This window comes from Nocardia thraciensis (assembly GCF_054782435.1).
In genome coordinates this window covers 392,633-405,326 of record NZ_BAAGSM010000018.1, presented here as the reverse complement: position 1 = coordinate 405,326, position 12,694 = coordinate 392,633, and the positions used below count along the sequence as shown (strand labels likewise).

The following is a 12,694-nucleotide window of genomic DNA, read 5'->3' as shown; positions in this document are numbered from 1 at the left end:
TGGTTTCGCTGGACACGACGGGCATCAGGTCAGGTTATCGGGGTGGGGTGGGCCGCCGCGCCCAGGCGCCGGGATCGGCGGTCAATTCGTCGATGAACGTCGGGAGTTCGTCCGTCGCGATCTCGGCGATCGAGACCTGCTCGAGCACCGCGCGGATGTTGACGCGCAGCGCGATCCAGACGCGTTGCAAGGGTTCGGCCGCGCCCGGATAGCTCACGTCCTCCGGGCGCTGCCCACGCACCGAGGCCAGCGGCCCCTCCACCGCACGGATCACGTCGGCGACGCTGATCTCGGCGGCCGGGCGGGCCAGTCGATAGCCGCCCTCGGGACCGCGGCGGCTGGTCACCAGGTCCGCGCGACGCAGCTCGGCCACCGTCGATTCCAGAATCTTCGGCGGGATGGCCTGGGCGGAGGAGATGACGTCGGCCTTGACCGAACCCGCTTGCGCGCGGGCTATTTCCAGCAGAATCCGGACCGCGTAGTCGACCTTAGCGCTGATGTGCACGGCGTCTCCCCGCATCCGCGGCGACCGATTCCCCACCGGCGCCCAGCACACCGAGCGCGGAGTCCAGCAGGACCCGCTCGATGAGCTCGTCGCCGGTGTCGGGGTTCAGCTCCTTCGACCACAGCGCCGTCCCGAGCACCTCGAGCGCGGCGCTCGCCCGCAGCGCCCGTTCCTGGGTGGGATCGGGCCCGGCCAGCCAGGAACTCAGGCTGCGGTGCATTTCGAGCATGTCCGGCTGCCGGTCACCGATCGCGTTGATGATGGCCGCGGCGTCCCGCACACACATCGCGCCCGCGGTGCGATGCCGCAGCAGCGCATGCAACTGCCTGGTCAACACCTCTCGCACGCCCTCGGGGCCATAAGCCACCCCGTCCAATCCCGTCACGACGGCGTTCAGGTCGTCGACGATCGGCTCCAGAATCGCGAGCAGCAGATCTTTTTTCGAGGCGTAGTGATAGTAAAGGGAGGCTTTTGTGATTCCTACCGCATCCGCGACCTCGCGCAGGCTTGTCTGATCGAATCCCTTGCTGGAGAAAAGCCGGATCGCGGCCTCCCGAATCGCCTCTTTAGTCCCGCCACCTGCGACAACGTGTCCGGCAGTACTACGTGCGCTCATGGGATGATCCTCTCATCGCGGTCCGTCCGGGCGGATCAGGCCCCGAATATTGAGGTTGTTCCTCCGCTTACCGCTCGGTAGTCTACCTACCGCACGGTAGGCAGAAGGCGTCAGGTGGAGGCGGTCGCGGGCAGGGCGGCCCGCGAGAGTGCTGTCTACGGAGCCTGAACTCGGCACAAACCGGCAATCGCTAGGAGACCCACTCGTGTCCGTATACCTCTATCGGTGGGGCAAATTCGCCTTCCGCCGGAAATGGATCGTATTACCGGTCTGGCTACTGGCATTCCTGGTCCTCGGGGGACTCGGAACCAGCCTGCAGAAGCAGAGCCAAGACGATTTCAACATGCCCAACCTGCCGTCGCAGCGGGCCACCGACATTCTCGACGAGCAGTTCCCCGGCGCCTCGGCGGAATTCAAGTTCGACGCCGTCACCGGCACCTACGTCATCGCCGCGCCCGCGGGACAGAAACTCACCGATCCCGCCAACCACGCGGCCGTCACGGGGCTGATCCAGCAACTCGGCAGGCTCGACATCGTCGACCACGAGAAGCCGCTGACCGACCCCATCGCCGCCACCACCCAGATGGGCTGTCTCGACGGCGACCGCAACGATCCGGACTTCGTGTCCAAATGCGGCCTCGCACCGCTGAATGTGCTCGGCAAGGGCAATGCGGATTCCGTTGCCTACGTTCAGGTTCCGTTCAAGATCAAATCCTTCTCGGACGTCACAGCCACCGACCGCAGCGCGGCCTACGACGTGGCGAACGCGGCGCGCGACGCCGGGCTCAACGTCGAGCTGAGCGGCACCATCGCCACCGAGCAGGCGCCCCCGGGCGGCCAGGCCGAGATGATCGGCTTCGCCGTCGCGTTCATCGTGATGATCGTGGCCTTCGGCGCGCTCATCGCGGCCTTCGTGCCGATCGTGACCGCCCTGGTCGGCGTCGGGACGGCGTCGGCGCTGGTCATGCTGGGCACCTCGGTGATCGAGATCCCGAGCTTCACGATGGTACTGGCCTCCATGATCGGCATCGCACTGTCGATCGACTACGCGCTGTTCATCGTCTCGCGCTACAAGAGCGAACTGGCCGTACAGGATTCGCCCGAGGAGGCGGCCGGGACCGCGATCGGCACGGCGGGTTCGGCGGTGGTGTTCGCCGGACTCACCGTGATCATCGCCCTGGTCGGACTGAGCATCGTCGGCGTCAGCTTCCTCACCTGGATGGGCCTGGGCGGAGCCATTGCCGCGGCCTTCGCGATCCTCGTCGCGCTGACCCTGCTTCCGGCGCTGCTGGGCGCGTTCGGGCGATTCCTGTTCAAGCCGAAGTTGCCGCTGGTCGCCAAGCACGATCCCGAGGACGACAACTCCGTCACCAACGGCATGCGGGTGGCCCGGCTGATCGGCAAGGCCCCGGCGGTCGCGCTGCTGCTCAGCGTCGTGGTGCTCGGAGCGCTGGCCGCCCCGGCGGTGAATCTCACCCTCGGCCTGCCGGGCGAGGACAGCCAGCCGAAGACCTCCACCGTGCGCAAGGCATACGACCTGCGCACCGAGGGCTTCGGCGAGGGCAGCAACGGCATTCTGACCGTGGTCGCCGACCTCACCGACGTCGCACCCGCCCAGCGCGAGGCGGCGGTGACCGGACTGCGCGACAGGCTGGCCTCCTACGAGGGCATGGACTTCGTCACCCCGGCGATGACCAACGTGTCCGACCCGCAGACGAAGGCCCCCGACTTCGCGCAGAGCACCGGCGCCCGGCTGCTGGCCGTGCCCGATACGGGCCCCAACAACGAGGCCACGCAGGACCTGGTCGAGCACGCCCGCGACGCCGAGGCGGAGTTCAAGTCGCAGTACGGCATGGAGTACGGCATCACCGGCACCACGGCCATCTACGCCGACGTGTCGAACTCCCTCCTCGGCAAGATCGTGCCGTATATGGCGATCGTGGTCGGCGCGGCGTTCATCCTGCTGGTGCTGGTGTTCCGGTCGATCCTGGTGCCGCTCACGGCGGCCCTCGGCTTCGTGCTGTCGATGGCCGCGACGTTCGGCGCCACCGTGCTGATCTTCCAGCAGGACAAGCTGGGGCTGATCGGTGAGACGCAACCGATCGTGAGCTTCCTGCCGATCGTGCTGATCGGGTTGGTATTCGGCCTGGCGATGGACTACCAGGTGTTCCTGGTGACCCGCATGCGCGAGGAATTCGTGCACGGCAAATCGCCGAAGGAGGCCATGATCTCCGGATACCACCACGGCGCCCGGGTGGTGGCCTCGGCCGCGATCATCATGATCTCCGTGTTCGGCGGGTTCATCCTGGAGACCGACGTCACCGCAAAGTCGATGGGCTTCGCACTGGCCGCGGGCGTGCTGTTCGACGCCTTCATCGTCCGGATGGTGCTGATCCCGTCGCTGCTGGTGCTCATGGGCAAGTGGGCCTGGTGGATTCCGGCGTGGCTGGATCGCCTCCTGCCGAATATCGACGTCGAGGGCAGCAAGCTGCGCGAACTGCAGCAGCGTGACCGCGACGCCGCGACCGAGCGGGAACCGATCCCGGTCGGCTGACCCGCAGGTTAGTTGTCAATCCCCAACCGTTCCCCATCGTCAGCCCCCAACCGATCCCTATCGTCAGCCCCCAACCCGCCCGCGGGTTGGGGGCCGACACCTTTTCGGAAGCCCTTGATCTTGTAGCAACAACGCAGCAGACTCGAACCAGTTGTTCTCCAGCTCGTGAATTACCCCGGTCATGCCGGTGGCTGGTGTCTTTCGTGCAGCACGGCCCACAGACGCAAGGAGACGCTCGTGTCCGTATATCTGTACCGCTGGGGCAGGTTCGCATTCCGCCGGAAATGGATCGTGCTCCCCGTATGGATCGTGCTGTTCCTTATCGTCGGCGGTCTCGGCAGCAAGCTCAGCGAGCCGATGAGCAACGACTTCAATATTCCGAATCTGCCGTCGGAGCGCGCCACCGACATTCTGGACGAACACTTCCCGGGCATGTCGCAGGCATTCCAGTTCGACGCCGTCACCGGTACCTACGTCATCGCGGCGCCCGCGGGCCAGAAGCTCACCGACCCGGCGAATCACGCGGCGGTCCAGGGCTTGGTCGCCAAGATCGGCAGCCTCGACATCGTCGACCACAGCAAGCCGCTGGAGGACCCGATCGCGGCCGCCGAGCAGATGGGCTGCCTGGCGCCCGATCGCGATTCCGACGCGTTCTCCTCCACATGCAGCAATGCGCCGCTGAACGTCCTGAACAAGACCAACCCGGATGCCGTCGCGGTGCTGACCGTCCCGTTCACCATCAAGCAGTTCACCGACGTCACGGCCGACAATCGCAAGGCCGCCTACGACATCGCCGACGACGCCCGCGCGGCCGGGCTCACCGTCGAGATGGACGGCACCATCGCGATGGAGAACCAGCAGCCCAGCGGCAAGGCCGAGATGATCGGCATGGGCTTCGCGCTGATCGTCATGATCGTGGCGTTCGGCGCGATCGTCGCCGCCTTCGTCCCGATCATCACCGCGATCGTCGGACTGGGCGTGACCATGTCGGTGATCATGCTGGGCACGTCGTTCGTGGACGTGCCGAGCTTCACCACCTTCCTGGCCTCGATGATCGGCATCGCGCTGTCGATCGACTACGCGCTGTTCATCGTCTCCCGCTACAAACACGAACTGGCCGTGCAGAATTCGGCCGAATCGGCGGCGGGTACGGCACTGGGCACGGCGGGGGCGGCGGTGGTGTTCGCCGGTGGCACCGTGATCATCGCGCTGGTCGGGCTCAGCATCGTCGGCATCCGCTTCCTGACGTTCATGGGCCTGGGCGGCGCGCTGGCGGCCGCGTTCGCCGTACTCACCGCCATCACGCTGATGCCCGCGCTGCTCGGGGCGTTCGGGCGGTTCCTGTTCAAGCCGAAGCTGCCGGTGATCGCCCAGCACGATCCGGAGGACGACAGCTCGGTCACCAACGGCATGCGGGTGGCGCAGCTCATCGGCAAGGCCCCGGCCGTCGCCCTGGTGCTGAGCATCGTCGTGCTCGCGCTGGCCGCCGGCCCCGCCACGCACCTGCAGCTCGGGCTGCCCGGCGAGGACAGCATGCCCGCCGACACCACCGTCCGGAAGGCCTACGACCTGCGCACCGAGGGATTCGGCGAGGGCAGCAACGGCAAACTGATGGTGGTCGCCGAGCTGAGCGGCGTTCCGCAGGAGCAGCGCCAGGCGGCGGTGCGGGCCCTGCACGACGAACTGGCCGCCTATCCCGGCATGGACTACGTGACCGAACCGCAGTTCAGCCAGGACGGCGCGGGTGCGCTACTCAACGCGGTGCCGAAGACCGGGCCGAACAACCAGGACACCAAGGACCTCGTCCGCGACGCGCGCGATGCCGAGAGTTCCCTGCGTTCGCAGTACGGCATCGAATACGGCATCACGGGAACCACGGCCATCTACGCCGACGTCGACCATGCCCTGCTCAGCAAGATCGTGCCGTATCTGGCGATCGTCGCCGGGGCCGCGTTCCTGTTGCTGATCGCGGTGTTCCGGTCGGTGCTGGTGCCGCTGACCGCCGCACTCGGGTTCCTGCTGTCGATGGCCGCGACCTTCGGCGCCACCGTGCTGATCTTCCAGGACGGCAAGCTGGGGCTGGTCGACGAGCCGCGGCCGATCGTGAGCTTCCTGCCGATCATGTTGATCGGCTTGGTATTCGGGCTCGCCATGGACTACCAGGTGTTCCTGGTAACCCGCATGCGCGAGGAATTCGTGCACGGCGCGACGCCGAAGGACGCGGTGATCAAGGGCTATCACCACGGCGCCCGGGTGGTCACCTCCGCCGCGATCATCATGATCTTCGTGTTCGGCTCCTTCATCCTGGAGGCCGATACCACCGCGAAGTCGATGGGCTTCGCGCTGGCCGCGGGCGTGCTGTTCGACGCCTTCCTGGTCCGGATGGTGCTGATCCCCTCACTGCTGATCCTGATGGGCAAGTGGGCCTGGTGGCTCCCCAACTGGCTCAGCAAGATCGTCCCGGACATCGACGTGGAGGGCGCACGCCTCAAGGACCTGAACCTGGCCGACGAGCCGAACCCAACCGTGCCCGTGGGGCCGTAGGCCCAACCGTCATCCCGGCGCCCACAGCACAACCGTCATCCCGGCGTGCTTTTGGCCGGGATCTCACGGTGGATTCCGGCCAAGAGCGCGCCGGAATGACGATTGTCGCTACGCCTCGACTCAGCCGAGCTGCGGGACGACCTCGGAAGCAACCAGCTCCAAGTGGTCGAGGTCGGACAGGTCCAGTGTTTGCAGGTAGAGGCGGGTGATGCCGGTTTCCTCGCGGTAGCAGCCGATCTTGTCGACCAGTTCGGCGGGCGTCCCGGCGAGGCCGTTGCGCTTCAGCTCGTCCACCTTGCGACCGATGGCGGCGGCGCGACGGGCGATCTCGGCGTCGTCGCGCCCCGCGCACAGCACCTGCGCCGCCGACCAGGTGATCTCGCCCGGATCGCGGCCGATTTCCCGCGCGGCCGCGGCCACCCGCTCGAATTGCGCCGCGGCCGTGGCGGAATCGACGAAGGGCAGGTTGAACTCCTGGGCGAAGCGGGCGGCCAGCTCCGGCGTCCGCTTCTTGCCCATGCCGCCGATGATCACCGGTGGGAGCGGGCGCTGCGCCGGTTTCGGCAGCGCGGGTGAATTCTCCAGCTCGTAGTACTTGCCCAGGTAGCTGAAGGTCTCGCCCTCGACGGTCTCCCACAGCCCGGTGACGATCTCGAGTTGCTCGGAGTACCGGTCGAACCGCTCGCCCAGATCCGGCAGCGGGATGCCGTAGGCGCGATGCTCATCCTCGAACCAGCCCGCCCCGAGCCCCAATTCGACTCGGCCGCCGGACATCTGGTCCACCTGCGCCACCGAGATCGCCAGCGCCGACGGGTGCCGGAAGGTGGCGGCGGTGACCAGCGTGCCGAGCCGGATCCGCGAGGTCTCCCGCGCGAGCCCGGCGAGGGTGATCCAGGCGTCGGTGGGGCCCGGCAGCCCGGACACCCCGCCCATCTTCAGATAGTGGTCGGACCGGAAGAACGCGTCGAAGCCCGCGTCCTCGGTCGCCTTCGCGACGCGCAGGAGGTCGTCATAGGTCGCGCCCTGCTGGGGTTCGGTGAAGATCCGTAGGTCCACGGGTCCCAACGTACCGATGATCTTGTCCACCGTCCCGCACGCCCCGCTTCGCAGTGCTCGGAATGCAACATTCCAACCAAGCCGGGCGCGCGGCTCATTGACTCCGGCACGCTTTGACCGGAATCTTGCGAGGTCCCGTCCGAAAGTATGCCCGGACAATGGTGGGGAGGCAGGCTAGCCGAGGTCGAAGAGGTTGGGCTGACCTGCTCGGTAGCGGGCGGCGTCGGCCTGGCGGAACGGTTCCAGCGCCGGGATGGACTCGCGGGTGAAGAGCTGGGGGCGGGCGGCGGGCGAGCCGGACGCGTCCAGGATGGCGTGCACCGCGCGGCGGCCCGCCTCATTGGCGCCCTCCATGGTGGCCAGGTCGAAATCGGTCTGCACGTAGTCGGCGGCCAGGAAGAAGTTCGGGATCGCGGTATCGGCCGTGGGGCGGCGGTCCCAGGAGCCGATCGTATTGACCAGCAGCGGCTCGTCGTTGTGGTTCTGCCCACCCGACCAGGTGATGCCGGGATCGAGCATCCACTCGCGCACGATGCCCTCGGGCAGTCGCACGCCGCCGTCGTCGTTGAGCGCGGCGGTCATCTGCGCCCAGGTCTCCTGGTAGATCTCCTCGTGCGTGCAGTATTTGGCGGCCTTGCCGAACAGAATGCCGGGGGTGTCCCAATCGGCGATATCGATCGTCAGCCCGTCCACGATCGTGCCGTCGCCATAGCTGGACGCGTAATCGACCGGCCAGAAAGCCTTTTGGGTATAGGAGGTGAGCCGCCACGGGGCATCGAGGTAGATGTTGTACCCGCGGCCCAGGTTCAGCTTGCTGGTGACGAATATCTGCAGACCGTTCATCCAGTCCAAGAACAGGCCGTCCATCGCGGCCAGCCGCGGATCCAACTGCCGCATATCCTCCGACCACAGGCCCCGGGCCCGATCGGTCGGCACCGCGCAGACGTACCAGTCCGCGTCGACCGTGCGGATCGAACCGTCCGGGCGGCGGACTCGCGCACCGCCGACGCGGTCGCCGTCCACGTCGAAGCCCCGCACCTCGTGTCCCGCATGAAACCGCACGCCGAGGTTGCGCAGCAACGAGATCCACGGATCCAGCCACACCTCGTTGGTGGGACCGTCGAGCACCTCGTACACCTTCCGGCCGCCGGCCGCCTCCTGCAGCAGTGCGATCAGGAACGCCTCGGCCATATTGCCCATCGAGCGCGCGCTGGCCATCGTCTCCTTGGCGGCCACCAGCGCGCGGGTGAGTCCCGTAGCGGCCAGGCCTCGGTATTCCACGGAACGCGTTGCGGCGCCGACGAAATCCCACCAGCTGGTGTGCTCCCACTGGCCGTGGCGGCGCTCCTCGCTGGAGGTCAGGTAGGCCACGAATCGGCTCGCCAGGTACATCGCCTCAGGCACCGGCACCGCGTGGTTCTTCAGCAACATCTCGACCAGCACCCGCTGCCAGCCCTGCGGGGTGAGCAGTTCCCGCGGCTCGAAGTAGAAGCCGAACATCAGCGGGAAGCCGTCGGGCAGGTTGTGCGCGCGCGGATAGCGCGGATCGCCGACCGAGAACGGCACCAGGTTGTCGTAGACGCCGTTGGCGTTGCCGGGCACCGGAATTCGCCGCATGGTGTCGTGCACGTGGTGGTAGAAGGAGGTGAATCCGCGCGCGCCGTGCTCGCCGGGCAGGGGTGCGCGGCCGCCGGCGGCGCTGCCCGGCAGCCCGATCGTGCGGGACTTGCCGCCGAGCTCCTTGCGGTCGAAGACCGTGACCTCGAAACCACGCTCGGCGAGTTCGTGCGCCGCGGTGAGGCCGCCGATGCCCGCGCCGAACACCGCAACCCGGTTGCGGGACGGGCCGTTTCGCCGCCACCCGCCCGGCGATGCCTGCGCCGTCCCGGCGCCCGTCAGGCCGACCGCACCCGCGGCGGCCGCGCCGCGCAGCAGCGTGCGGCGCGACAGTGGTTGTCCCCCAGCTTCCTTCGACACCCCGACACACCTCTCACAAATCTGACTATTACGATAGTCATATTTACCAGAGTGGCCCCTGCGCCGCGCGAAAATGGAAAACTCGCTGGCAGTCGAAGAGAATGGAGGTCCGGGTGCCCAACCCTGCCGACGCGGGCCGAGACGATTCCGGTAGCCATCCCGGGCTCGACGGCGGCTCGAGCGCTCGACGGCAACCACGGCGCCGGTACGGCGGCATCGATGCGGCGAGCCGCGTCGCGGCCCGCCGCGAGCAGTTGCTGCGGGCCGGATACGAGTTGTTCGGCACGCGCGGCGTCCAGGCCACCGGGGTCAAGGACATCTGCCGGGAGGCCGGGCTGACCGATCGCTACTTCTACGAATCCTTCTCCGGGACAAGAGAATTGTTCGTGGCGGTATTCGACCGGGTGATCGCCGAGCTGTACGGCGCGGTCGCCGCGGGTGTCGAGGCGGCCCCCGCGGCGGGCGCCCGGAAGCTGCGCGCCGGGATCGGCGTCTTCCTGGAGGCGCTGGGCGACGACCGGCGCAAGCTGCGCATCGTCTTCGCCGAACCGGCCGGGGCCGGACCGCAGGCCGAGCAGCACATGCAGGAGTCGCTGCGGCGTTTCACCCGGCTGGTCGCCGACACCGCCCACCGCGCGCGGCCGGACGCGGCGCCCGACGCGCTGGTGGACGTGTTCGCGCACGCGGTGGTCGGCATGCTCGAGCGGGTCATCGTGGAGAAGCAGGAGGGGCATCTGACGGTGCCGATGGCCGACCTCATCGACCACTGCACGGCACTGGCCGCGGCGGGCCTGCGCGCCGTCTACGCCGGGGAACTCGACACGAAGTAATTCGATATCGAACTTATGTTCGAATCGGCGTACTGTGGGCGGCATGCCTCTCGACCGCCACATCCACTTCGCGCAACTGTGGCTGGAACAGGTGCGCGACCACCTCGCCAACGCCGCCGCCACCAGTACGAATCTGTCCCCCGAACAACTCAACGTCATGTCGGGAAAGGTCGCCGAAGGGCTGCGCATCTTCGCCGAACTCGCCGGGCCCGCCGATCCTCCGCCCGACCGCAACGCCCCGCCACCGGTCCGAGCCCCTCGGCGGTCCCCCGCCTGGGACCGCCGCTATCCCGCGATTCCGCCCTGGGGCAGCACCCCGGGCCCGGAGGCGTCCCCCAGCCAGGCCAGTCCATACGCCGAAGCACCCGGCCCACGGGCTGCCAGCTAGGCCTCGAACAAGAGAACCCCTGACCAGATGCATCCGGTCAGGGGTTTGGCGGTGGCGGAGGGATTTGAACCCTCGGAGGGGGGTTACCCCTCACACGCTTTCGAGGCGTGCTCCTTAGGCCGCTCGGACACGCCACCGCCGGTGACTTTACCGGACGGTGCGGCGGATCTCGAAATCGGGGGAGGTGGTGCTAGGGGCGCTGGGTGCGGAAGAAAGCGTCCAGCGTTGCGGCGCATTCGGTTTCGAGGATGCCGCCGCGGACCTGTGGGCGATGGTTGAGGCGACGATCACGGACGACGTCCCAGAGGGAGCCGACCGCGCCGGTCTTCGGCTCCCAAGCGCCGAACAGCAGCCGGTCCACGCGCGCCAAGACCAGGGCGCCCGCGCACATCGTGCACGGCTCCAGCGTCACGGCCAGCGTGGCGCCTTCCAGTCGCCAGCCGTCGCCGGTCACCTCGGCGGCCCGGCGCAGTGCCAGCACCTCGGCGTGCGCCGTCGGGTCGCCGAGCGCCTCGCGGGCATTGGCCGCGCGGGCCAGCTCACGGCCGGAGGCGTCGAATACGACGGCGCCAACCGGCACATCACGCGGATCGGCGGCCGCGGCGGCCGACAATGCCGCGCACACCAGCTCCTCGTCGGAGGGTGGCCCAGCGTCGCCCATCGATCAGCGGGGGAGCTTGTCCAGCACGGCCGACAGCTCGTCCGCGAAGCCCAGCCGCTGGGCGATCATCCCGAGCTGTTCGTCCGGGTAGAGGTCGGTTTCGGCGAGGATCACGCTCAGGACGGGTTCCGGCAGGCCGAGGTCGGCGAGCACACCGAGGTCGCCTTCCTCCCACGGATCGACGTCGTCGAGTTCATCGGGATCGATATCCGGAACCTCGACATTCAATGCCTCGAGCACTTCTTCCGCGATGTCGTAGTCGATCGCGGCCGTGGCATCCGAGAGCAACAGCCGACTGCCGGTGGGGGCGGGCCGCAACACTATGAAGAATTCGTCGTCCACGTCGAGCAGTCCGAACACTGCTCCGGTGCTGCGCAGGGCGCGCAGTTCGTGTTCGGCCGCCGACAAGCTGTTCAATGCCGCGGGACTGAGCGGACTGCATCGCCAAGTGGTTTCTTCGCGGACAACCGCCACTGCGAACCCTTCGACATCGTCGTAATCGTCCGACGCCGCCCTGTTCGTGCTCGAGCGCTGTGCTGCCATGGCCGCAACGGTAGTCCGCTTGGGCGGAAATGTTGAAGTCGTATGCGAATCTGATCGGGTGACGGGCGAGGGAAAATCAGCCGTATGTGTGTTGGGAACGGGTTTGATCGGTGGTTCGGTGCTGCGCGCCGCCGTCGCCGCGGACTATGACGCCTGGGGATACAACCGTTCCGACTTCGGCGCGCGGGCCGCGCGCGCGGACGGATTCGACGTCGACGCGGATATCGAATCGGTACTCGGCCGGGCCGCCGCATCCGATGCCTTGCTCGTGGTCGGCGTGCCGATGCCCGCCCTCGATTCGATTCTGTCCGACGTGAAATTGTTCGCCCCCGGCTGCCCGCTCACCGATGTGGTGAGCGTGAAGGCGCCGGTGGCCGCGGCGATGCGCGACCACGAACTGGGCACGCATTACGTCGGCGGGCACCCGATGGCGGGCACCGCCGAATCCGGGTGGCCGGCCTCGGCGCCCGATCTGTTCCAGGGAGCGGCCTGGGCCATCGGCGTCGACCCGGGCACCCGGGCCGAGCCGTGGACGCGGGTGGCCCGGCTGGCCCTGGACTGCGGCGCGTACCTGGTGCCGGTCGTCGCGGCCGAACACGACCGGGCCGTCGCGCGCATCTCACACCTGCCGCATGTGCTGGCCGAGGCGCTCGCGGTCACCGGCGCGGGCGGCGGCGACCTCGCGCTGGGGCTGGCCGCCGGGTCCTTCCGCGACGGCACCCGGGTCGCGGCCACCGCACCCGAGTTGGTGCGCGCCATCTGCGAACCGAACGCCGCGGCACTGCTGGACGCACTCGACGACACCCTCCGACTGCTCGGCGACGCCCGCGAGACGCTCGCCGCCCGCGGGGCCCTGGGTGAGCTGATCGACGCGGGCTACAGCGAACGGGACCGCTTCGACACCCTCGAGCGCTGGGAAATCACCGGAATCCGGCCGGGCGACCACGACTGGCTGGAGAAATTGCGGGAGGCCGGGCAGCGCGGCGGGGTGATTCGGGGCCTCGACGACTGATCGTGGGC

11 protein-coding genes and 1 tRNA gene are annotated in these 12,694 nt (G+C 68.1%); 5 read left to right on the top strand and 7 right to left on the bottom strand.

Annotation, left to right across the window (positions count from 1 at the left end; genetic code table 11):
• Positions 1-34: 34 nt before the first annotated feature.
• Complete coding sequence (locus ACYVLQ_RS11250; RefSeq protein WP_460697335.1) at positions 35-505, bottom strand: RrF2 family transcriptional regulator; 471 nt, start codon at positions 503-505, stop codon at positions 35-37.
• The gene (locus ACYVLQ_RS11245) at positions 489-1,121 is read right to left on the bottom strand and encodes a TetR/AcrR family transcriptional regulator (protein ID WP_460697334.1); all 633 of its coding nucleotides are present in this window, start codon (positions 1,119-1,121) and stop codon (positions 489-491) included. The genes ACYVLQ_RS11250 and ACYVLQ_RS11245 overlap by 17 nt, the downstream gene beginning before the upstream one ends.
• A 205-nt stretch (positions 1,122-1,326) precedes the next feature.
• On the opposite strand from ACYVLQ_RS11245, the gene ACYVLQ_RS11240 reads away from it, so the two are divergent.
• Together ACYVLQ_RS11240 and ACYVLQ_RS11235 are read left to right on the top strand one after the other, a co-directional pair.
• Positions 1,327-3,675, top strand: coding sequence for an MMPL family transporter (locus tag ACYVLQ_RS11240; RefSeq protein ID WP_460697333.1), 2,349 nt, complete (start codon positions 1,327-1,329; stop codon positions 3,673-3,675).
• Positions 3,676-3,912: 237 nt separating this feature from the next.
• Positions 3,913-6,219 carry an MMPL family transporter gene (locus tag ACYVLQ_RS11235; protein WP_460697332.1) on the top strand — a complete coding sequence of 769 codons (2,307 nt, stop codon included), beginning with the start codon at positions 3,913-3,915 and terminating at the stop codon, positions 6,217-6,219.
• A gap of 120 nt (positions 6,220-6,339) precedes the next feature.
• Here the strand turns inward: ACYVLQ_RS11235 and ACYVLQ_RS11230 are convergent, their stop codons facing one another.
• Positions 6,340-7,275 (bottom strand): LLM class F420-dependent oxidoreductase, encoded by a 936-nt coding sequence (locus ACYVLQ_RS11230; RefSeq protein WP_460697331.1) that lies wholly within the window; start codon positions 7,273-7,275, stop codon positions 6,340-6,342.
• Between the two features lie 174 nt (positions 7,276-7,449).
• Positions 7,450-9,252, bottom strand: a complete 1,803-nt coding sequence (locus ACYVLQ_RS11225; protein WP_460697330.1) for a hydroxysqualene dehydroxylase — start codon at positions 9,250-9,252, stop codon at positions 7,450-7,452.
• Positions 9,253-9,365: 113 nt separating this feature from the next.
• On the opposite strand from ACYVLQ_RS11225, the gene ACYVLQ_RS11220 reads away from it, so the two are divergent.
• Positions 9,366-10,082 carry a TetR/AcrR family transcriptional regulator gene (locus ACYVLQ_RS11220; protein WP_460697329.1) on the top strand — a complete coding sequence of 239 codons (717 nt, stop codon included), beginning with the start codon at positions 9,366-9,368 and terminating at the stop codon, positions 10,080-10,082.
• 43 nt (positions 10,083-10,125) lie between these two features.
• Positions 10,126-10,470: a DUF6374 family protein gene (locus ACYVLQ_RS11215; RefSeq protein ID WP_460697328.1), complete on the top strand. Its 345-nt coding sequence runs from the start codon at positions 10,126-10,128 to the stop codon at positions 10,468-10,470.
• 46 nt (positions 10,471-10,516) lie between these two features.
• Here the strand turns inward: ACYVLQ_RS11215 and ACYVLQ_RS11210 are convergent.
• The 3 genes from ACYVLQ_RS11210 to ACYVLQ_RS11200 all read right to left on the bottom strand — a co-directional run bounded on the left by ACYVLQ_RS11210 (position 10,517) and on the right by ACYVLQ_RS11200 (position 11,674).
• Positions 10,517-10,607: transfer RNA gene (locus ACYVLQ_RS11210), tRNA-Ser, on the bottom strand.
• A 53-nt stretch (positions 10,608-10,660) separates the two neighbouring features.
• Positions 10,661-11,131, bottom strand: coding sequence for a nucleoside deaminase (locus ACYVLQ_RS11205; protein WP_460697327.1), 471 nt, complete (start codon positions 11,129-11,131; stop codon positions 10,661-10,663).
• Between the two features lie 3 nt (positions 11,132-11,134).
• On the bottom strand, positions 11,135-11,674 hold the full coding sequence (locus tag ACYVLQ_RS11200) for a tRNA adenosine deaminase-associated protein (protein WP_460697326.1): 540 nt from the start codon (positions 11,672-11,674) through the stop codon (positions 11,135-11,137).
• Between ACYVLQ_RS11200 and ACYVLQ_RS11195 the strand changes: the two genes are divergently transcribed.
• Complete coding sequence (locus ACYVLQ_RS11195) at positions 11,673-12,686, top strand: prephenate dehydrogenase (RefSeq protein WP_460697325.1); 1,014 nt, start codon at positions 11,673-11,675, stop codon at positions 12,684-12,686. The two genes, ACYVLQ_RS11200 and ACYVLQ_RS11195, sit on opposite strands and share 2 nt — an antisense overlap.
• Positions 12,687-12,694 lie beyond the last annotated feature (8 nt).

Bases quoted from the DNA above. Each gene is read 5' to 3' on its own strand.
- ACYVLQ_RS11245 (WP_460697334.1), bottom strand. From the start codon at position 1,121: ATGAGCGCACGTAGTACTGCCGGACACGTTGTCGCAGGTGGCGGGACT.
- ACYVLQ_RS11215 (WP_460697328.1), top strand. From the start codon at position 10,126: ATGCCTCTCGACCGCCACATCCACTTCGCGCAACTGTGGCTGGAACAG.
- ACYVLQ_RS11205 (WP_460697327.1), bottom strand. From the start codon at position 11,131: ATGGGCGACGCTGGGCCACCCTCCGACGAGGAGCTGGTGTGCGCGGCA.
- ACYVLQ_RS11195 (WP_460697325.1), top strand. From the start codon at position 11,673: ATGGCCGCAACGGTAGTCCGCTTGGGCGGAAATGTTGAAGTCGTATGC.
- ACYVLQ_RS11200 (WP_460697326.1), bottom strand. From the start codon at position 11,674: ATGGCAGCACAGCGCTCGAGCACGAACAGGGCGGCGTCGGACGATTAC.